The organism is Chitinophaga sp. Hz27 (genome assembly GCF_042263525.1).
Classification (GTDB): Bacteria; Bacteroidota; Bacteroidia; order Chitinophagales; family Chitinophagaceae; genus Chitinophaga.
Genome location: NZ_JBHKFJ010000007.1, coordinates 384,612 through 405,722, shown reverse-complemented (window position 1 = coordinate 405,722; position 21,111 = coordinate 384,612). Strand labels below are relative to the sequence as shown.

Annotated in this window: 16 protein-coding genes; 14 read left to right on the top strand and 2 right to left on the bottom strand. The window is 42.2% G+C overall.

Translation table 11 applies throughout. The features are described from left to right. Positions 1–29 precede the first annotated feature (29 nt). The 13 genes from ACE38W_RS18675 (at position 30) to ACE38W_RS18615 (ending at position 13,328) form a co-directional block, all read left to right on the top strand. Positions 30–935 (top strand): serine hydrolase, encoded by a 906-nt coding sequence (locus tag ACE38W_RS18675; RefSeq protein ID WP_375833100.1) that lies wholly within the window; start codon positions 30–32, stop codon positions 933–935. Between the two features lie 418 nt (positions 936–1,353). Further along, positions 1,354–1,908 carry a peroxiredoxin gene (locus ACE38W_RS18670; RefSeq protein ID WP_375833097.1) on the top strand — a complete coding sequence of 185 codons (555 nt, stop codon included), beginning with the start codon at positions 1,354–1,356 and terminating at the stop codon, positions 1,906–1,908. A 93-nt stretch (positions 1,909–2,001) separates the two neighbouring features. Beyond that, the gene (locus tag ACE38W_RS18665) at positions 2,002–2,589 is read left to right on the top strand and encodes a carboxymuconolactone decarboxylase family protein (RefSeq protein WP_375833095.1); all 588 of its coding nucleotides are present in this window, start codon (positions 2,002–2,004) and stop codon (positions 2,587–2,589) included. A gap of 193 nt (positions 2,590–2,782) precedes the next feature. Then, on the top strand, positions 2,783–3,019 hold the full coding sequence (gene rpmB, locus ACE38W_RS18660; protein WP_073086206.1) for a 50S ribosomal protein L28: 237 nt from the start codon (positions 2,783–2,785) through the stop codon (positions 3,017–3,019). Positions 3,020–3,048: 29 nt separating this feature from the next. Beyond that, on the top strand, positions 3,049–3,231 hold the full coding sequence (rpmG, locus tag ACE38W_RS18655) for a 50S ribosomal protein L33 (RefSeq protein WP_167017616.1): 183 nt from the start codon (positions 3,049–3,051) through the stop codon (positions 3,229–3,231). A gap of 73 nt (positions 3,232–3,304) precedes the next feature. Then, complete coding sequence (locus ACE38W_RS18650) at positions 3,305–3,478, top strand: DUF4295 family protein (RefSeq protein ID WP_375833091.1); 174 nt, start codon at positions 3,305–3,307, stop codon at positions 3,476–3,478. Positions 3,479–3,793: 315 nt separating this feature from the next. Next, on the top strand, positions 3,794–4,756 hold the full coding sequence (gene ftsY, locus ACE38W_RS18645) for a signal recognition particle-docking protein FtsY (RefSeq protein WP_375833088.1): 963 nt from the start codon (positions 3,794–3,796) through the stop codon (positions 4,754–4,756). A gap of 239 nt (positions 4,757–4,995) precedes the next feature. Continuing rightward, positions 4,996–5,874: a cupin-like domain-containing protein gene (locus tag ACE38W_RS18640; protein ID WP_375833085.1), complete on the top strand. Its 879-nt coding sequence runs from the start codon at positions 4,996–4,998 to the stop codon at positions 5,872–5,874. A 221-nt stretch (positions 5,875–6,095) separates the two neighbouring features. After that, positions 6,096–7,403: a 30S ribosomal protein S12 methylthiotransferase RimO gene (rimO, locus tag ACE38W_RS18635; protein WP_375833082.1), complete on the top strand. Its 1,308-nt coding sequence runs from the start codon at positions 6,096–6,098 to the stop codon at positions 7,401–7,403. Between the two features lie 139 nt (positions 7,404–7,542). Then, positions 7,543–9,327 (top strand): DEAD/DEAH box helicase, encoded by a 1,785-nt coding sequence (locus ACE38W_RS18630; protein WP_375833079.1) that lies wholly within the window; start codon positions 7,543–7,545, stop codon positions 9,325–9,327. A gap of 213 nt (positions 9,328–9,540) precedes the next feature. Continuing rightward, the gene (glgB, locus tag ACE38W_RS18625) at positions 9,541–11,487 is read left to right on the top strand and encodes a 1,4-alpha-glucan branching protein GlgB (protein WP_375833076.1); all 1,947 of its coding nucleotides are present in this window, start codon (positions 9,541–9,543) and stop codon (positions 11,485–11,487) included. Between the two features lie 230 nt (positions 11,488–11,717). Then, positions 11,718–12,617, top strand: coding sequence for a DUF4382 domain-containing protein (locus tag ACE38W_RS18620; RefSeq protein ID WP_375833073.1), 900 nt, complete (start codon positions 11,718–11,720; stop codon positions 12,615–12,617). A gap of 93 nt (positions 12,618–12,710) precedes the next feature. Then, positions 12,711–13,328, top strand: a complete 618-nt coding sequence (locus tag ACE38W_RS18615; protein ID WP_375833070.1) for a toxin-antitoxin system YwqK family antitoxin — start codon at positions 12,711–12,713, stop codon at positions 13,326–13,328. A gap of 775 nt (positions 13,329–14,103) precedes the next feature. Here ACE38W_RS18615 and ACE38W_RS18610 read toward each other — a convergent pair. Both ACE38W_RS18610 and ACE38W_RS18605 read right to left on the bottom strand, forming a co-directional pair. Beyond that, on the bottom strand, positions 14,104–16,497 hold the full coding sequence (locus ACE38W_RS18610; protein ID WP_375833067.1) for a glycoside hydrolase family 31 protein: 2,394 nt from the start codon (positions 16,495–16,497) through the stop codon (positions 14,104–14,106). Between the two features lie 264 nt (positions 16,498–16,761). Further along, the gene (locus ACE38W_RS18605; RefSeq protein ID WP_375833064.1) at positions 16,762–17,853 is read right to left on the bottom strand and encodes a WD40/YVTN/BNR-like repeat-containing protein; all 1,092 of its coding nucleotides are present in this window, start codon (positions 17,851–17,853) and stop codon (positions 16,762–16,764) included. 146 nt (positions 17,854–17,999) lie between these two features. Between ACE38W_RS18605 and ACE38W_RS18600 the strand changes: the two genes are divergently transcribed. Next, positions 18,000–21,110 (top strand): triple tyrosine motif-containing protein, encoded by a 3,111-nt coding sequence (locus tag ACE38W_RS18600; RefSeq protein ID WP_375833061.1) that lies wholly within the window; start codon positions 18,000–18,002, stop codon positions 21,108–21,110. Position 21,111 lies beyond the last annotated feature (1 nt).

Sequence of the window (21,111 nt, the reverse complement as noted above, 5' to 3'; positions counted from 1 at the left end):
AGCGAGGGATTTTTTTTTATCTTATCCCTATGAAACTGTTATCAACCACACTCGTTTGTTGCCTGCTGTCGCTGGCAACCTTTTCCCAGAAAACGGATAAAAAATTGGAAGCCATTCTGGCGCCTATGTTAAAGGAGTTCCACGGTCAGGTGGGCATCTATGTACATCACCTGAAATCTAATAAAACTGTCGCTATTAATGCAGATTCGCTGTTTCCTACGGCCAGTATGATCAAAACCACTATACAGGTAGGCCTCTTCAATAAAATAGCCGCAGGAGAGCTGAAATATAATCAGGAATTGATTTACCGCGATTCTTTGCTGTATAAAGGAGAAGACATACTCGGATCATTCAAGGATGGAGAGAAAATCTACCTGGACAAAGTAATGATGCTAATGCTGACGATGAGCGATAATACAGCAAGTTTATGGCTGCAGGGGTTAGCAGGTGGAGGATTGGCGATTAACAGTTGGCTGGAGGCCAATGGATTTAAGCAATTGCGGGTGAATAGCAGAACACCGGGTAGGGAAGAGAATAGAAAAGTTTATGGATGGGGGCAGACGACTCCCTTTGAAATGGCGAGATTAATGGAAATGATTTATAAAGGTGAAGTGATCGATAAGAGTAGTAGTGAGCGTATGTACAGGAATTTAACGCGCAATTATTGGGATACACAAGGTTTGTTACAGGTCCCGGAGAATATCAGAACAGCGTCTAAAAATGGGGCGGTGGATGAATCCAGATCGGAGGTGATTATGGTAAATGCACCTCACGGTGATTATGTATACTGTATTGCCACAAAAAACAATACAGATCAAAGCTGGAACCGGGATAATGAAGCCTGGCAGTTACTTAGGAAGGTTGGGTATGCAATTTGGCAGCACTATGAACCTAACAGCAAATGGAAGCCTGACCCCGGGCTGGGGAAGTTCTGAAAGTACAACGGGACCCGCTAAACATTAGATGAACAGATCTCTGGTGGCGTCAAATTCATCTTGTTTTATGATGCTGTTTTTGATAAACGGAATCAGAGCAAGTCCAATCGTGAGTACTACGAGTATAAAATATTTCTTTTTCATTTCCATGCTATTTTTAATTAAGTCCGATTATATAACTAAATAACGTGCCAAAATGTTACAGAAATCCCATAATAATGTTATGCTGTACATTATTTTTTTGTTTATAGGAAGATAAACGGAGAATAGGCGCGGATATAGGGTATAAAGCATAATATATAAGCAATCTCTATGTCACATTTTTAAAATCTATTTGATTAATAATGAATGTAAAGTGATCTTTGCGCCCGGAAAAAGTAAATAGCTAAATCTGCAAATCAAAAATCGAAATAGAATTATGAAAAATGTTATCTTATCCGTAGGGTCAGAGTTTCCTGAGTTCAAAAAGACGGCTGTAGTTTCTATCGAAAAAGGAAAAGAATTTTATGAACTGTCTTCCGAAGAACTGAAAGCTTCTGGCAAATGGATGGTGATGTTCTGGTGGCCTAAAGACTTTACGTTTGTTTGTCCTACCGAGATTGCTGAATTCAACAAACATGCACAAGATTTCGCTGACCGTGATGCTGTACTGATCGGTGCTTCTACTGACAGTGAGTTTGTTCACGCTGCATGGAGAAGAGATCACGAAGATCTGCGTGGCCTGCAGTTCCCAATGCTGGCTGATACTTCTAAATCCCTGGCAGAAGAACTGGGTATCCTGGAATCAAATGAGAAAGTTGCTTACCGTGCTACTTACATTGTAGATCCACAAGGTATCGTTCGTTGGGTATCTCTGTACGATCTGTCTGTAGGTCGTAGCGTGAAAGAAGTTCTGCGTGTACTGGATGCACTGCAAACAGATGAGCTGTGCCCTTGCAACTGGCAGAAAGGTGAAGCTACCCTGAACGCTTAATCAGCAAATAATTATTACAATAAAGCGGGGAAACAGGAAATGCAATAAGCATGGCCTGTTTCCCCAGGTTTTAACAGACTATACAAAATATATATGTTCGCAACAACAAATCAGGATACCGCTATTCAATTGTTAGAAGCTGTTGGTTTAGCAGAGCAGCCGGTATCAGAAAAGCTGCAGGCTTTAGTGAATGCAGATGCCCGTTACCTGAAGGATCTGAAAATTAACGTAACCAATTCGCTGGGAGCTGCCTCCCTGAGCAAGAAGGAAGCCTATCTGATAGGTCTGGCTGTTGCGGTGAATGAAAGAAGTACTATATTAGAGGCTTCATTTGGAAAGTTGGCCGTGCAGGAAGGAGCCAGTGAAAAAGAGGTGGCAGAAGCTATTAGCTGTACTTCGCTGATGAGTGCCAATAATGTGTACTATCGTTTCAGACATTTTGTAAATAAGGAGTTTTATACCGCGACCTCTGCAGGTATCCGTATGAGTATTATGGCTAACCCTGTTTTAGGAAAAGAGTTTTTCGAGCTGTTAAGCCTGGTGATCTCTGCGCTGAATGGTTGTGAGATGTGTGTAACCTCTCATGAGGAGGCTGTCGTGAAACATGGTACAGAACCACAGCGTGTTTTGGATGCTGTCAGACTCGGTGCAGTACTGAGGAGTTTGATTGTATTATTATAAAAAATATTTGAATCGGGGGACAGATGAAAATTTGCTCCATAAACAATTGATTATTAATCACTTGCGGAGTTGTTTTTCGTGTGGAATTGACTGTTATAATCATGAATTTTCGAATTTGTTAATAAATTCATGTAATTATATTTGCAAAATCCACATAAAAATTCGACTTTTGCATTCCTAAATTTTAAGAATCATGGCAAGAGTATGTCAGGTGACAGGAAAGAAGCCGATTACAGGTCACCATGTTTCCTTCTCCAACATTAAGACAAAGAGAAGGTTTCTGCCTAACCTGCAGAAAAAACGTTTTTTCCTGGCGGAAGAAGACAAATGGATATCTTTAAAAGTATCTGCTGACGGTTTAAGAACCATCAATAAAAGAGGTTTGTATGCAGTAGTGAAGGAATTGCGTGCAGCTGGTCAGGAAATCTAATTCGTGGACTCACTTAATTTGTATACAAAATGGCAAAAAAAGGTAATAGAGTGCAGGTAATCCTGGAATGCACTGAGCATAAAAACTCAGGTCTCGCAGGTACTTCCCGCTATATCTCTGTAAAAAATAAGAAAAACACTCCTGAACGTCTGGAGCTGAAAAAGTACAACCCTATCATGAGAAAGGTGACTGTACACAAAGAAATTAAATAGTTAATTGTTGATGGTTGATGGTTGTTTTGCATACCAGCCATATAACCATTAGTCCATAAAAACAATAAATACAATGGCAAAAGCAGCTTCAAAGAACTCGAAAGTAAAGGATGCTAAAGCAGCAGCTGACGCGAAAGTATGGACCAAAGTGGTGAAAGCAGTGCGTTCTCCAAAAACTGGTGCTTATACTTTCAAAGAAGCTATCGTGCACAAAGATAAAGTGCAGGAGCATATCAACGCAAAGTAATTCGGCTTTACTAATCATACTAAAAAAGCTGTCCCTCTTGGGACGGCTTTTTGTGTTTGTATACCGATGCTCCTGGTTTTGCTGTAAGCGGATTTTCCGCTTCATCTAACAAAGACAGGTATTCCCCAAAATGTCTTGGAGATAAAAAAAGTTAACCCTTACCTGCTATTTTTGCAGTCTGAGCTACATAGCAGCAAGAAAAGACCTGCTGGCGTAATCTTTGCAGGTCAAGAAACCGGGAAAAACCCGTAATTTAGCGACCTGTTTGAATTGCAAAAATGACAGGGACTGCATTACAGACCTATTATAACTAATATGAGCTTTTTCAAAAATCTATTTTCCAGAGAGAAAAAGGAAAGCCTGGATCAGGGCCTCCAGAAAACAAAAGAAAGTTTCCTCTCCCGGATTGGCCGTGCAATTGCAGGTAAGTCTACCGTTGATACTGAAGTATTGGATAACCTGGAAGACGCTCTCGTTTCTGCAGATGTTGGCGTGGATACAACCGTAAAAATCATTGACAGAATTGAGCAACGTGTTGCTAAAGATAAATATCTGGGTACCAGTGAGTTGAACAGGTTGTTGCAAGAGGAAATTGCAGCATTGCTAGTAGACGCGCCAGATAGTGGATTTCGTGACTTTGATGTTCCTGCCGGCAAAAAACCTTATGTGATTATGGTGGTTGGGGTGAATGGGGTAGGTAAAACCACCACCATTGGTAAACTGGCCTATAACTTTAAAAAAGCTGGTAAATCCGTAATGTTAGGTGCCGCGGATACCTTCCGCGCTGCAGCTGTTGACCAGCTGACCATCTGGAGCGAAAGAGTAGGAGTGCCTATTGTAAAACAGGCAATGGGTTCTGATCCAGGCGCTGTCGCATTTGATACCGTACAAAGTGGCGCTGCCAAAGATGTAGATGTAATTATCATCGATACTGCCGGCCGATTACATAATAAACTCCACCTCATGGACGAGCTGAGTAAAATAAAGCGCGTCATGAAAAAGGTTATTCCTGAGGCACCACACGAAGTACTGCTGGTACTCGATGGTTCTACCGGACAAAATGCCGTTGAACAAGCCCGTCAGTTTACTGCTGCCACCGAAGTAACCTCACTTGCAATTACCAAGTTAGATGGAACTGCCAAAGGTGGTGTAGTATTAGCTATTGCTAATCAATTCAAAATTCCAGTAAAATATATCGGTATTGGTGAAAAAATGGAAGATTTACAGGTATTTGATAAAAATGCTTTTGTAGATTCTCTGTTTAGCATAAACGAATGATATACATAATATTGTATAATTTATCTGATTATTTAAGTAATTTCCACTTACATATTTACTTTAAGTAAACCTAACCAGCAAGTAAACAAATACGTTATATTCGCAATAACTATATTGCTGCCTGCTGGTTAGTACTCATCTCAAGTTTCCTTACTGACTAGTATTGTTGCTTCATAACCCTGCCATTCATTAAATTAGAGTTGTCGTTTTTTTGGACCAAATAATTACAATTCGCGATTATGAATATAAAAAGCATAGATCGAGTTGATAAGATCACCCCGGAAGACTTCAGAAAGAATTACTATGAAACAAGGAAACCTGTTATAATGACAGGGATCAGTAAAGACTGGATAGCGAGGGATAAATGGACCTGGGATTATTTCAAGTCGATCGTAGGCGATAAAACAGTAGGGGTATATAATAATACCCGCGCTGATGCCAACACACCCGTCAACGGCGCCGATGACTACATTAAATTCGGCGATTACCTGGACATGGTCCAGCAAGGACCTGTAGCCTTGAGGATTTTCCTCTTCAACATTTTCCAGCATGTACCCCAGCTAACCGAAGATTTTACCTGGCCAGACGTATATGCAAAAGGGTTATTGAAAAAGTACCCGATGTTGTTTGTAGGCGGCGCAGGATCAGTAGCGCATATGCATTATGATATCGACCTCTCTCATATTTTCCATACACAGTTTGTAGGCCGTAAAAGAGTACTTTTACTGGAAAATGACCAATCGCCTTACATTTATCGTATGCCATTTACAGTGGAGAGTGCCGCTAGTTTTGTAAACTGGCATGAGCAATTAAACACAACTGAATACCCGGCATTGAACTATGCCAGCGGTTATACCACCATACTCGAACATGGAGATACCCTGTTTATGCCTGGTGGCTACTGGCACCATATGGAATATATAGATGGTGGTTTTGCCATGAGTTTACGTGCATTGGACCAGTCGTTGGCTGGTAAATTAAACGGGCTCTATCATATAGTTGGTTTAAGAGGCATGAATAACCTGCTTATTAAGCTGGCTCCGCAATGGTGGTATCATAAAAAACGCGAATTGGCACAGGACAGGGCTAATAAGGTATTAAAATTAATTGATGCCTGATTAGATCTGAGCTGATTATAAAAAATTGACTTGCAGTCGTTTATCTTTAATTTTATAATTATCAATCTTTTTGTTAACTTTGCACCTTCCAAATTCAACCCCCACTAAGGCTCAAAGTCACGTACAGTAAGTCTGCTGTTTTATTATGTTAGTGTCTGTGTGTCTTCGTGGCGGTAGCGGAACAGAAAAATTCTGACCCGCATGCTCTAAAACATTCGCCCTTGAAGACGAAAACTTTAAAGAAAGACAAGGTTAATATTATTACGCTTGGTTGTTCCAAGAACATGGTTGATTCGGAAGTATTGAGCGGTCAGCTTGCTGCTAACGAAATTGACGTTGTACATGAAAGTACAAAACGCGACCACAACATTGTGGTAGTGAATACATGTGGTTTTATCGACAAAGCCAAAGAAGAATCCATCAACACCATCCTGGAACAAGTAGAACTCAAAGAGAGAGGTAAACTGGACAAAGTTTATGTTACCGGCTGTCTGAGCGAGCGTTACCGTGGTGATCTCGAATCTGAGATTGCAGGAGTGGATGCGTGGTTTGGTACAATGGAACTTCCGCTGATTCTCAAAAAATTTGATGCTGATTATAAGGCTGAGCTGATAGGAGAGCGTTTACTTAGTACTCCTTCCCATTATGCTTACCTGAAAATTGCAGAAGGATGTAACCGTACCTGTGCATTTTGTGCAATTCCACTGATGCGCGGTCAACATGTTTCCAAGCCGATTGAAGATTTGGTGGCAGAAGCAGAAAAACTGGTTAAATCAGGTGTAAGAGAAATCATGCTTATTGCACAGGAACTGACTTATTATGGTCTGGATCTCTACAAAAAGCGCCGTCTGGGTGATTTAATGCGCGCCCTTGCCCAGGTAGAAGGATTAGAATGGATACGTCTGCATTATGCATATCCTACTAAATTCCCACTGGAGGTGCTCGATGTAATGAATGAGTTCCCAAATATCTGCAAATACCTGGATATGCCGCTGCAACATGCGTCTAATGGTATGTTGAAAGCGATGAAACGTCAGATAACCCGCGAAGAAATTGAAGAGCTCGTTCAGGCTATCCGCGAAAAAGTACCAGGCATTGCGCTGCGTACAACGTTGATTGCCGGCTTCCCTGGTGAAACAGAGGAAGATGTGGAAGAACTCAAAAGTTTCCTCGAAAGAATGCGTTTCGACCGTGTAGGCGTATTCACCTACAGCCATGAAGAAGGTACCAGTGCCTACGAACTGGAAGACAACATTCCGGCTGAGGAAAAAGAAAGAAGAGCACAGGATATTATGGCTGTGCAACAGGAAATCTCCCTGGAAAAGAACCAGGAAATGGTTGGGAAGATTTTTAGAGTAATCGTAGACAAGAAAGAGTCCGGCAGGTATCTTGCCCGCACTGAATTTGACTCTGTGGAAGTAGATAATGAAGTGATAATAAATACCACCAAACGCCTTAAACCCGGCGACTTCGTGGAGGTTCGTATCACGAAAGCATTTGACTACGACCTCGAAGGAGAACTGGTGTAAGCAGCGCGCTGAAAAAACCTGCGTTGCCTCTTTGCTTCAGGCAAAATGTCTGAAGTAACAGAAAAAATATTTCAAAAGTCCCCGCATTAAACGGGCACTCTTACTAAGGCTCCCGACGGAGCCGGATCAATGTAAATCAATGACAACATTTGAATCACTGGGCTTAAAAGAGTCCATTTTAAAGGGAATTACAGACTTGGGCTTTGTTGCTCCAACCCCTATTCAGGAAAAAGCAATTCCCGTTTTATTGAGTGGTGACCGCGACTTCGTGGGTCTTGCCCAGACGGGCACTGGTAAAACAGCAGCATTTGGCCTGCCGCTGCTTCAGCAAATTGATGTAAACCTGCACAAACCTCAGGGACTGGTATTATGCCCGACCCGTGAGCTCTGCCTTCAGATTACCAATGATCTGAAAAACTTCAGTAAACACCTGGGCGACGTTAGCATCGTTGCCGTTTATGGTGGTTCCAGCATCGTTCAACAGCTGCGTGAACTCAGAAGAGGAGTTCATATCGTAGTAGCGACCCCGGGTCGTTTACTCGATATCATCGATCGTGGCGCTATCAACTTCGACAATGTACGCTATGCTGTACTGGATGAAGCAGATGAAATGCTGAATATGGGATTCCAGGAAGATATCAACAGTATCCTTTCTAACACCCCTGAAGAAAAAACTACCTGGTTGTTCTCCGCTACCATGCCGCAGGAAGTGCGTCGTATCGCACAGAAGTACATGGAAGATCCATTTGAACTGACCGTAGGTAATAAAAACAGCGGTAACGCTAATATCGAACACGAATACTACGTGGTACGCCCACGTGAAAAATATGCAGCACTGAAACGCCTGGTTGACTACAACCCGGATATCTTCGGTATCATTTTTACACGTACCAAGATTGAGTCTCAGGAAATCGCAGAATCTCTCATTAAAGATGGCTACAATGCAGATGCACTGCATGGCGACCTTACCCAGCAACAGCGTGATAAGGTAATGAAACGCTTCCGTGAAAGAGCATTGCAGGTACTGGTAGCTACTGACGTTGCTGCCCGTGGTATCGACGTTGACAACGTTACGCACGTTATTAACTACGAACTGCCTGATGACGTAGAAAACTACACTCACCGTTCTGGCCGTACCGCCAGAGCAGGTAAGTCTGGTACTTCTATCGCTATCATTAGCAGCCGTGATATCGGTAAAATCCGTCAGATTGAAAGAGTGATCGGTAAGAAATTTACTAAAGGTGAAGTACCTGATGGCTTCGCAGTATGTGAAAAACAACTGTTTGGTCTGATCCACAGAGTACATAACGTAGTGGTAAACGAAGAACAGATCGAACCATATCTGGAACGTATCAACGAAGAATTTGCTAACATGACCAAAGAAGAGCTGATCAAACGCTTCGCTTCTCTGGAATTCAACCAATTCCTCGAATACTACCAGGATGCTGCAGACCTGAACGTGAAAGAAGAAAAACGTTCATTTGGTGAAGAAAGAGGTGGACGCCGCGATAACGGCAAGTTCACTCGTCTGTTCATCAACCTGGGTTCTGTAGACGATTTCAACCGTGGTGATATGCTGCGTTACCTGTGTGATAACACTGGCGTTCGCGGTAACAAAATTGGTCGTATCGATCTGAAAGGTGTTTATTCTTTCTTCGAAGTAGAAAACGATGTGGTAGAAAAAGTAACCCAGAGCTTCAAGAAAGTTGAATACAATGGCCGTTCTGTAAGGATCGAAATGTCCCAGGATGGTGATAAACGTCGCGGCGGTGGCGGTGGTGGTGGTCGCAGAGATGACGGCCCTCGCAAACGCTGGCACAGCACCGAAGGCGGTGGAAACCGTGGTGGTGAAAGAGGCGAAAAAAGAGAATTCTCCGGTGGCGGTGGAAGACCTCCGTTTAAACGTAAGTTCTCTAAAGACTAATCAATACCTGAAATTGCAATAAGAAAAGGGGCTCTACACAATAGAGCCCTTTTTTATTGTCATGCCCTTCCTATGGCTGCTCCCACCGATGCAACTTTCTTCATATAGCCACTACCGTGAGTCGAAAAATGTTCTTCGTAAACAGAATTTTATTTTGTCAATTTCCCAAAAATTAAACTATCTTGGTTGATACTACATTCAACCAGCAGTCTTATGACCGGAGATTCCTATAACGTAGAACAGTCCGTTATCCCCTTTTCCCTTTTTACATCCGCAGACATCGCATTATTTCAGGCCGGTTCACATTATCGGCTGTACGAAAAGTTTGGTGCCCGACCCGCTACCTGCGACGGTATGCAGGGAACTTATTTTGCAGTATGGGCGCCTGATGCGGCCTATGTATCCGTAACTGGAGATTTTAATGATTGGGATCATTACAGCCATACCCTTTTACCACGCTGGGATAGCTCCGGCATCTGGGAAGGATTTATTCCTGATATCGGTGATGGCAGTCTTTACAAATATTTTATCCGCTCCAATAGCGGCGAAGAATTGTTTAAAGGAGATCCTTATGCCACCATGTGGGAAGTGAGGCCTAAAACCGCTTCTATTGTTCATTCGCTGGATTATAAGTGGAAAGACAAAGCATGGATGGAAGTACGTAAAGATCATAATTCGCTTAAGCGTCCTTTCAGTGTATATGAATTGCATTTGGGGTCCTGGCGTAAGCCTGATCCGCTGGATGAAGAAAAATTTTATTCTTATCCGGAAATTACCCGTATGCTCGTGCCATATGTAAAGGAGATGGGCTTTACCCATGTGGAGCTGATGCCGGTAATGGAACATCCTTTTGATGGCTCCTGGGGATATCAGTTGACAGGATATTATGCTCCAACTTCGCGCTACGGCACGCCGCAGCAGTTTATGGAAATGATTGATACACTGCACCAGGAAGGAATAGGTGTGATACTTGATTGGGTACCGTCGCATTTCCCATATGATGCTCATGGCCTTTTCCGATTCGATGGTTCTCATACCTACGAATATGCGGATATGCGTAAAGGTTATCATCCCGACTGGAACAGTTATATCTTTAATTATGCCAGAAATGAAGTGCGTTCTTTTCTTTTGAGTAATGCAGTTTACTGGTTAGATAAATATCATGCAGACGGCTTAAGGGTGGATGCAGTGGCATCTATGATACACCTGGATTACAGCAGGGAGCGTGGTGGCTGGGAACCTAATGAACATGGTGGAAATGAAAATCTGGAAGCAATCACGTTTGTAAAGAAGCTGAATGAAACGGTGTATGCCTTGTTTCCTGACGTGCAAACTATCGCAGAGGAATCAACCTCTTTCTATGGCGTTTCCAGACCTACTTTCCTCGGCGGTTTGGGATTTGGAATGAAGTGGATGATGGGATGGATGAACGATACCCTCGATTATTTCAAAAAGGACCCTGTGTATAGAAAGTGGTATCAGAATGATCTGACATTCAGCCTGGTATATGCTTTTAGCGAAAACTTCATGTTGCCATTGAGTCATGATGAAGTTGTACATGGAAAATCTCCTATGTTATATAAGATGCCGGGAGATGAGTGGCAGAAGTTTGCTAACCTGCGACTGATGTATAGTTATATGTTTACGCATCCGGGTACGAAGTTGTTATTTATGGGAGATGAGTTTGGGCAGACATCTGAATGGAATTATAAAACGGAACTTGATTGGCATCTGCTGAAATTCAGGCCACATGAAGGTTTGAAGCAATATGTGAAAGCGTTGAATCAGTTATATACCAGTTCTACCGCGTTATATGAGCAGCAGTTTGACAGCGCTACTTTTGAGTGGATTACCGTAAATGACTATGATAATTGCGTGCTGGTATACATGCGTAAAGGCATACGGCCAGATGATTTGCTGTTGGTTGCCTTGAACATGACACCTATTCCGAGAGAAAACTACCTTATTGGAGTTCCGGTTCCAGGTAAGTGGAAGGAAGTATTGAATAGTGATGCTGCTGAGTATTATGGCAGTGGCGTTATTAATTCGCAGGAGCAGGAGGCAGTTAAGCAGACTTACAATGGGAGAGAATATTCGATTGGTTTGCGCTTACCACCATTGGGAGCCACAATCCTTCGTTATTCTGCGCCCGCCAGATAATAAACTGATCGCATTTGGAGTTATATAATGGCTTACCTTAACCAGGTGAGCCATTTTTTTTGCTGTTTTAAACCCTGAGGAATTTTAACAATCTATTTAAGCGGGCCGGAAATTGCGGTGAAACAGAGAGTGCCCCAATGGCAGACAATAAGGCTCATTGTCAACTAATCAGAAATTTTTCAACCAAGTTTTTGCATCCATATTTTTTATTGATTTAAAACCATTTATTTATGAGGAACTATCTCCGTAAAGCCGGGTTAGTATTTGCAGTGCTTGTTACAGCAGGAGCCATATTTTTTACAGCTTGTAACAAGGATAACTCCACTTCTACCCAGCCCATTCCGGCCAATCAGCAAAAAGTAAGTCTTTTCCTTTCCGATGATCCTGGATACTTTGACAAAGTAATGCTGGATATCCGTAAAGTAGAAGTGCTGGTAGACACCTGCGGAAAGGCAGGCAACGAAGATTGGGACGACCATAATCGTTGTGGCTGGGACAATGAATTAGGTCAGAAAAGCGACAGTTGCCAAGTATGGGACTCGCTGGCCATTCATCCAGGTGTTTATGACCTGTTAACCCTGCGTAACGGCGCTGATACCCTGCTTGCCGGAGGCACAGTTCACAAAGGTACCATGGAACGTATCCGTATCACTATCGGTAGTAACAATTCATTGGTTAAAAACGGAGTTACCTATCCTGTAACTTCTATCACTGGTCAGAGTAAGATCATCATTCGTGTGAGACATACAGAATGGGATCAGCTGAGCACAGATAACCTGCAGTTATGGCTTGATTTTGATGTACAACGTTCTATTATCAAAACCAGAGATGGTAAATTTATTCTGAGCCCTTACATTAACGTATTCACTATCCTGAAAATGGGCAGCTTGTCAGGTCGCGTTACACCTACAGATGCCTACCCTGTTATAACTGTTTATAACAGTAACAGCGATACCCTTTATGCACTGCCATGGAAAGATGGTTCATTTAAAGTGCGTGGATTGAAACCAGGTAACTGGAATGTTTTCATCAATCCATCTGCGCCTTACAAGGATACCACTATCTCCAATGTAAGTATTAATAAAGGCCAGGATACACCGCTGGGTCAGATCAAACTTAGCAAACAGTAACGCCGTATTTATTGTCAGAGCCTCTCCCCATCAAAGGGAGAGGCTTTTTTGTTAATATATATATCTTTTCTTTAACTTGTGAAAAACTATTTTATGCGTCGGTTATTACTTGTTTGTATGATTCAGTGTTTTGTGCTATGTGCCTTTGCCCAGCAATTGGAGTATAAGGTCCCTAAACACAATCAGAAGGATGAAAAAGGTAGAAAGCAGGGATTGTGGATGGAGGAAGTAGGAGAGATCAGGGGAGAGCCTGGATTTACCTGGGAGGGAGTTTATAAAAATGACCGGAAAGACGGAAAATGGACGAAAAGTACACATTCAGGAATTTTACTGGCGGAGGAAACATATAAAAACAACGCATTGAACGGCTATTGCAAGTATTTCTATCCGGATGGAAAGAAAAGTGCAGAAGGACTGATTGTATCATCTGAAATACCTGGACAGAAAGATACTATTGCTGTAATTGATCTGGAAACTGGAAATGAGACGATGAAGGAGATTGTAAGGGAAGGTAATCCTGTAAGACAAGGACTCTGGAAGGTTTATGACGAGGAAACAGGAAAAATGAGCAAGGAATATTACCGCCTGGGAGAGATCATCCCAGCTTCAGAAGCTGGTGATAATGATTCCATCCCAGTGTCTGTGGCACCAAAGGCGCCAGTATCACAATTGCCACATGAAGCGGCTGCAGGCGGCAAGAAGAAGCACTAGGCAGAAAATGAACAACCTATACTTTAAAATGAACAAAAAGATTTGTCCATTTTAGCTTTTTTAGTTGTACTTTCAATTTATCTGGATGTTTAGCTATATCAACCCATTGAAATACAGCTATTTTTTGTATTTCTTTATTCCATAATCCTATTAAATTGTTTGTATGAAAAGCCTAAGCTTGCACCACGCGAAACGTCACTCAGAAGGGAATCATTATGATTTCAGTGTAGACAAAATTGAATTGATGTTTAGAGCAGTATTTATTTTTCTGATATTTTGCGCATTAATGTCTATTTGTTTCCTATCGATATATTATTAACATGAATACCGAGCAATACTTGGTTAGCCTGATGGTATAAATTTTTCGCAGTTTATAGCCATATAAAACTCTCCTGAAAAGGGGAGTTTTTGTTTTTATACCTCTCCCAAATCATAATTGGCTGTTACAGCTAGCGATCACAATGCTGATTTGTATTTGCACGGATGAGCTATCTGCAAAATGCATTTTTGCCTGAAAATCAAGTGTGGGAGCAGGTTGGACTGATGTGAACAAAATGAACAGTTGCTATTCCTGTTCATTTTGTTCATTATGGCTGTTTTGCAGCAATGAATTTTGAAGTGTATTAAAGACGCTTTAATTTTGATACTCTAAAGTTGGCATAGGTTAGGACAAAGGGCATTAGATATCTATCTATTGTGCCTGCTTTTTTTAAACCTATTTTTTACTTCACTATCAAATCTTTCTAAAAAAATCCACAGCACGTTGCAACGATCATCAAGGCTGAATGATAATCTCTTCAAATCCTTTATCTGTAAAGAATTCTGTGATGTTTGCCGCAGCGTTTTGTTCTGCATGGATGATTTTTCCATCTGCCAGAATCGTATTAGCTGCAAATGGTAAACCGTGTACTCTTATCCTGTAGCGGTTATAGGAAGTTTGGTAATTCACGAAGTATTTTTTCTTCAGGAAGAATTTATTTGCGTCTGATAACTGCTTGAAGCGAATTACATTATACTGGCCATTTTTATAGCCGTAATGATCGCCTGCATCTTCATAGAGGGTACTCTTTGTTTTTTCTTCTCCATAATAAATATCCAGGATCATTTCTTCTGGCTGTTGCTGGCTGGTATATTGCATAAGCGGAAAAGAAGGAATTACGCTGCCTGCTTTTGCGAACAATGGCATTTCTTCCAGTGGAGTAGGTACCATTACATGTTGGCCGCCAGTATAGCGTTGATCATTCCAGTAAGAGTACCATTCCCCTTTAGGCAGATAAACATCCTTTTCCTGCATGTTGGCTTCATTCACAAAGCTGATCAGCAGGGAGTCGCCGAACATAAACTCATGCGAGCAGTTCCAGGTATCAGGTTCGTCTTGTGCTACAAAAGATAGTGGCCGGATCATCGGTGTACCGTTTTGTGCATATTGCCAGAAAGTGGTATAGAAGTAAGGAAGCAGCTGATATCTTAGACTAATAAATTTTTTGGTGACAGCTTCATATTTCTCACCGAAGCTCCATGGTTCCTGGTTGAAACCTGTTTCATTGCTGGCGCTATGAGTGCGCATCAGTGGATGGAAAGTGGCCAGCTGGATCCAGCGGGTATAAAGTTCACCATCGGGCTCACCAATGAAACCGCCAATATCGCTGCCCGTAAATGATAAACCTGAAACGGCAAGGCGCTGGCATTGCACAGCAGCCAGCCATAAATGTTCCCAGCTGCTAACGTTATCACCTGTCCAGACGGATGACCAGCGCTGTGCGCCTGCATAGGCGGAGCGGGTAATTACGAAAGGACGATGCGGCATCAGGTATTTTTTGAGCCCGGCTGCGGTAGACTTACTCATAAGATGCCCATAAATGTTATGTGCTTTTCTATGGCTTACTTCTTCGCCATCATAATCATGTCGTACATCTTCCGGGAAGCTACCCATTTCGAAAACAGCTGGTTCGTTCATATCGTTCCAAACGCCGCGTACGCCGGTTTCTGCAAGACCTTTGAATAAGCTGGCCCACCATTCGCGTACTTCAGGATTGGTGAAGTCAGGGAATACACATTTTCCTGGCCATACATCGCCTTCCATAAGTGCGCCATCCGCGCGTTTACAGAAGTAATTATTTTTGAGGCCGTCGCGATAAATGCTGTATTCCGGATCTACTTTGATGCCAGGATCTATAATGACAACGATTTTGAAGCCTTGTGCCTCCAGGTCGCTGATCATTTTAGCAGGATCAGGGAAATATTCTTTGTTCCAGGTAAAGCAGCGGTAACCATCCATATAGTCGATGTCGAGGTAAATGACATCACAAGGAATTTGACGCTGGCGGAATTCGGTGGCTATTTCTCTAACTCTTTTTTCGGGGTAGTAAGACCAGCGGCATTGGTGATAACCCAGTGCCCACATGGGAGGTAATTCGGGCGTGCCTGTAATGCGGGTATAGGCTTCCGCTACTTCCATGAGTTGTGGGCCGTAGATAAAGTAGTAGTTCATCTCACCACCTCTTGCCCAGAAGCTGCATACATTTTCTCTTTCTTTACCGAAATCGAAAATGGTGCGAAAAGTATTATCAAAGAAAATACCGTAGCCGATATTATTATGCAATCCGTAATAGAAAGGTATATTCCGATAGAGTGGGTCTGTATCTTTCTGGTAGCCGTAGGCATCGGTGCCATAGTTTTCCAGGCGTTTGCCACGGAGGTTCAGGTCAGTAGGTTTATCACCAAGTCCGTAGAAAACCTCTCCTTCAGGAATGAGTTTACTGCAGTAAACGATTTTTCCACCTTTTTGGAGATAGTGCTGCCAGTGAAATCCCATTTCGTCCTGGTTGATCACTTTTCCATTCAGGTCGGTAATGGTGATGCGCAGGTTATCTCTGGCAATCAATACCTTGATACAGTTTGTATATATTTCAAAGTTTTCTTCAAATTCCCGGATACCAAACGCGATGGGGGATTCTTCTAGTGTATCGCTGGTTGCGTAGGAGAAATCCCGTTGAAAAGTGCCATCAGAAGCGTATCTGAAACGTATTATTTTATCTGAAATAACGCGTATTTCGAGGATGGTTTCAGAGGTATAGAAAGAAAAATAATTGCCTTCTTTTTTCCAGGACCTGATCGCGTCCGGGTAGTGTTTCTCAGAATATTTGCTGGATGAAGTTTCGACTTGCATAAACTCTAATTCAATGTATTGGATATCCCGGGCTTAAATTACACAAAAAAAATTGTGCTTTCGGGCTTTCACGTTCAGAATGTATATCGGTACGTTTACGATAAAAAATATTCAATTGACAAAAAAGACACAAAAAAGTATAAATATCTTATTAACTTGAAAGCAATAAATGTACTTTTTGCTTTAACCTATTCCAGCGGTGCACCTTTCCAGGAGCACCTTTTTGATTAGTAGCAGGTCCATCTCACTTCCCTTCATCATTTATTATTCAACAGTTATTACTGCAATTTCCTTGCCTGCGAGGAAAATTTTGTTTCCATAGACAGCTTTGGTGGATACGTTAAATCCTTTGCCAATAGTTTGCCAGTCCTGGCCACCATTCAGAGAGATGTCGGTACCACTGGTGCCGGTAGTGATCACCATATTTTTATTCAGCCATGTTACACAGGATTTATAACCGGAAGGCGCTGTACGGGCAGGTTTCCATGTTTTCCCACCATCGGTGGTCAGGAAACAGTTACGATCCCGGAGGGTATCTGATTTATAATTTCCGCCAACGACGATGCCATTTTGTTGGTCGCGGAAGGCTACGGAAAAAGCGCCGGTACCGGATTCGCCCTGAATGACTGGCAGCGTATAGGCATTCCAGTTAAGTCCTTTTTTCTTGTAAATGGCTGATTTTGATCCACCGGTTACGAAACAGGGTGTTCCATCTGGTAGCAATATCAGGCTGGTGTTGCTGGCGGCGAAGATGGCCTCACCGTTAGCAGCAATAGGCCCTGTGATGGTTTGCCATTGTTTTCCGTGGTGAGTTTGTAGCATTACAAAGCGTAGCTGTCCTGTGGTATCGGGGAGTGGATCGCCGATAGCATAGCCTTCGCCATTTTTTGAGATAGTGAGTCCGTCGATAAATATACCTGCGGTATCGATGGTGAGCGTATTAGTCCAAGATTTTCCGCCATCTTGTGTCAGATAAGCTTTTGCGGGTTGCCCTATCCGGATAACGACAGCTGTATTGCGATTGAAAGCATGTAGTGAGCGAAAGTCGCAGCTATCGCAATTGGGATCGGGCATAAACCATTCCCAACTGCTACCATCATCAAGTGACCTGCCCACTTTGCCTTTGGTGCCAGATACCCAGATGGCACTATCGCTGGTAGTGGCAAGACCACGAATACTGGTAGCTTCAGGTTGAGGGCAGATTATTTTTACCTGATATTTTTGTTGGGCAGACAATGAAATACGGTTTGCCAGGAGTAAAATAATCAATAATATGAAACGAACTCCTGCGGCTGAAAGCAGCCACTGTAAAGTGTAACGTTTCTTAGCGGTACCAAAAAAAGGGTCAGTGAACATAAGTTATGATATTTATTTCCAATCTGTTAGCGGGAAGAAAATTACAAAATTGCTATAAAGTGTGAAGCAGAATTATATATTTGCAATAAAGCCTTAACCTGCTTACTGTCATTAACACTAAAACCATCGTGCACTTACCGCGTAATATGAAAGTACTTGTCCTGATAAGCCTATGCATTTTATGTGCGATGATCGCACGTGCCCAGGAGAAGCCCTACATATTTGACAGCTATAGTGTAAATGAGGGTCTTTCTCAAAGTTCCATATTTGATATTGCCCAGGACGACCAGGGCTTTATGTGGTTTTCTACCAGAGATGGTATTAACCGTTTTGATGGATATATCTTCAACGAATACCGATATAAACCCAATGTTCAGATTAAGCCCGGAGATGGGAGAGGGGAGCTGGTACCTCGTACTACCAATGGTAACAGGGCAGTTATTAATCGATTTGATCTGAGAGGGTATAAAGGATACTCCTTTTTTAAAGATAGTCGTAATCAATTGTTGCTGGCCCATAATAATGGTATCAGTATTTACAATAAGTACCTGAATAATTTCAACGCTATATTATTAGATACTTCTTGTATCAATGCTGCAGAGCGGGATAATAATGTAAAGTTTAAGATACTTGGCGAAGATACGGCGACGCATACTTATTGGATATGGCGTCCGATGAAAGGGTTGTACGTAGTGGACAGAGACACATACTCTAAAAAACGAATCATTGCATATCCGCGGCAATTTACTGCTGCTGGCATCATTCCTCAGTTTGCCTACAAGGATAATGACCTGATCTGGATGTCGTACCAGCCGGGAGAGTTGCTGGCATTGAATATTCACACTTTACAGCTACAAACATTCTGTTTGCCTGGTGTAGGTGCGAATCCGGTGATGCGCCGGCTGAATGAAGATTCGCTTATAATTGCCAGCGACGGACATATTACCATCTTCAATAAAAAAAGGAATAAGTTCAGCGACCGTGCTTATGAGGTACGTAATGAGCGGAATGAGCCTTTTATTCCAAGAACAATGGAGCTGGACCATGATGGGAATGCATGGATTGGCGGTAATGATGGCGTATTGATATATAGTATTGCCAGAAATGAAATCATCCGCCATATTGTTAGTTACAATACTTTTGAAACGCACTCGTTCAATGTAACTACTTTCCTTTACAGGGATGCTTCTGATAACATGTGGGTAGGAACAGATGGTGATGGTATCAAAAAATATTCTCCACACAGAAAAATATTTAATCTTTACAGATCTCCCTATATCACCCATAATATGGTCAGGTCTATATACAAGCACGATGATGGCAAATTGTATGTAGGGCTGATGAATGATGGGCTGAATGTTTATGGGGATGCCGGCAGGTTCCTGGAAAGGATTTCCAATGAAACCTATCCTGAAAAATTCCCGGGAAACAGTTTGGCAGCCATTTGCAGAGAGGATTATGAACATATCTGGCTGAGTTTTGAAGGCATGCATATTGGATTATTCAATGTGATCAATCGCAATTACACAGATCTGACGAAATATATTCAGCCACTGGGGCTGCCACGAGATCCGGGGCAGTTTCCGTTTTTATTCAAGCGGTCCAATGGAGAATTATATTTCAACTATGGGCATTATCTGCTGACGTTCACCTCAGAGGCGGGCAAGTATAAAGTATCGCTGGTGCATGATTTTGGTGATGAAGTATTGACTGCTTATTATGAAGATATGATGGGCAATCAGTATGTGGGAACTAAGTCGGCGGTTTTTGTAAGACATACAGGTAACAGTCATTGGAACCGTGTTAATTTGCCAGAGGGTGCAGCAGTAAAGGCTATCACTAAGAATAGTCATAAGCAGGCGTTGGTAGCAGGCACCAAAGGGTTATTTGTATTAAATGAGCAAGACAAGATCGTACAGCATTTCAACAGTTACGATAATCCGAAGCTGATCAATGACTATCTGTATGGCGTGTTGCTGGACGATAAGGATAAGATTTGGGTGAGTCATAACAAAGGACTGTCGCAGATAAACATGGTCACCAATGAGATTATCACTTTTGATCATGAAGATGGGTTGCAGTCGAATGAATTTAATACAGGTGCATGTTTTAAGTCGGTGGATGGAGAATTGTTTTTTGGAGGTATCAGAGGGGTAAATGGATTTTATCCGAAGAATTTCCGTAACAATCCCTATTATCCGAAGGTGGTGATCAGGCGCATGGAGGTGTTGGACAAGCCGTATGAGTCTGACACGGTGGTTTCTTTACTGAAGAAGGTAGAGTTGCCGTATAACCAAAATACGATAGCGTTGGAGTTTGTACCATTGGAGTATACGAACCCGCCGAAGAACAGGGTGCAGTATAAGTTAGAGGGAGCGGATGAGGATTGGGTAGATGGCGGAACGTTCAGGATGGCGAGGTATACGAATCTTCATCCGGGGAAATATACATTTAAGGTGCGGGCTTCCAATAACGATGATATCTGGAATACTACGCCAACATCTTTGGAGATTTTGATACGAATACCATTCTGGCAATCGCTGTGGTTTAGATTTTTATTGCTGTTATTATTGTTAGGCATTGCATATTATTTTTCAACATTGTATCTTGACTATAAGATTCGTCATGAGAAATTAAAATTGGAGAAGGAGCAGGCGGTGGACCAGGAGCGTGCGCGTATATCGAGTGATATGCACGATGATCTGGGGTCGGGGCTTTCCACTATCAGGTTGCTGAGTGAAATTGCGAAGCGTAAGATACAGGACAGTTCGCAGACGAAGGAGATCGAGCGTATTTCTGAGACAGCAGGAGAGATGGTGGATAAGATGAGTGAGATTATCTGGGCCATGAATTCATCAAATGATTCGCTTGCTAACCTGATTGCTTATATGAGAAGTTTCGCGGCTGATTTTCTGGAGCACGCACATATCACGCATCAATTTTATTTTCCGGAAACCATACCTAACATCAAGTTGAGCGGGGGGACACGAAGAAATATCTACCTTGCTGTGAAGGAGTCGTTGCATAATGTGATGAAGCATGCAAAGGCGACCGAGGTGGTGATAGAGGTGAAGATGAACAATAAGAATATGACCATTATGATCAAGGACAATGGAAAAGGATTTGATCAGGAAAAGGTGAGATTATTCGGAAATGGTTTGAAAAATATTCAGAAAAGAATGACAGCAGTAGGGGGAAATGCTGAAATAACGTCTAATAACGGAACAATAGTTTTTCTCGATATCCCACTAAATTAAC

Excerpts from the sequence above, each read along its gene's own strand:
- ACE38W_RS18675 (WP_375833100.1), top strand. The coding sequence starts at position 30 with ATGAAACTGTTATCAACCACACTCGTTTGTTGCCTGCTGTCGCTGGCA.
- ACE38W_RS18670 (WP_375833097.1), top strand. The coding sequence starts at position 1,354 with ATGAAAAATGTTATCTTATCCGTAGGGTCAGAGTTTCCTGAGTTCAAA.
- ACE38W_RS18665 (WP_375833095.1), top strand. The coding sequence starts at position 2,002 with ATGTTCGCAACAACAAATCAGGATACCGCTATTCAATTGTTAGAAGCT.
- rpmB (WP_073086206.1), top strand. The coding sequence starts at position 2,783 with ATGGCAAGAGTATGTCAGGTGACAGGAAAGAAGCCGATTACAGGTCAC.
- rpmG (WP_167017616.1), top strand. The coding sequence starts at position 3,049 with ATGGCAAAAAAAGGTAATAGAGTGCAGGTAATCCTGGAATGCACTGAG.
- ACE38W_RS18650 (WP_375833091.1), top strand. The coding sequence starts at position 3,305 with ATGGCAAAAGCAGCTTCAAAGAACTCGAAAGTAAAGGATGCTAAAGCA.
- ftsY (WP_375833088.1), top strand. The coding sequence starts at position 3,794 with ATGAGCTTTTTCAAAAATCTATTTTCCAGAGAGAAAAAGGAAAGCCTG.
- ACE38W_RS18640 (WP_375833085.1), top strand. The coding sequence starts at position 4,996 with ATGAATATAAAAAGCATAGATCGAGTTGATAAGATCACCCCGGAAGAC.
- ACE38W_RS18630 (WP_375833079.1), top strand. The coding sequence starts at position 7,543 with ATGACAACATTTGAATCACTGGGCTTAAAAGAGTCCATTTTAAAGGGA.
- glgB (WP_375833076.1), top strand. The coding sequence starts at position 9,541 with ATGACCGGAGATTCCTATAACGTAGAACAGTCCGTTATCCCCTTTTCC.
- ACE38W_RS18620 (WP_375833073.1), top strand. The coding sequence starts at position 11,718 with ATGAGGAACTATCTCCGTAAAGCCGGGTTAGTATTTGCAGTGCTTGTT.
- ACE38W_RS18615 (WP_375833070.1), top strand. The coding sequence starts at position 12,711 with ATGCGTCGGTTATTACTTGTTTGTATGATTCAGTGTTTTGTGCTATGT.
- ACE38W_RS18610 (WP_375833067.1), bottom strand. The coding sequence starts at position 16,497 with ATGCAAGTCGAAACTTCATCCAGCAAATATTCTGAGAAACACTACCCG.
- ACE38W_RS18605 (WP_375833064.1), bottom strand. The coding sequence starts at position 17,853 with ATGTTCACTGACCCTTTTTTTGGTACCGCTAAGAAACGTTACACTTTA.
- ACE38W_RS18600 (WP_375833061.1), top strand. The coding sequence starts at position 18,000 with ATGAAAGTACTTGTCCTGATAAGCCTATGCATTTTATGTGCGATGATC.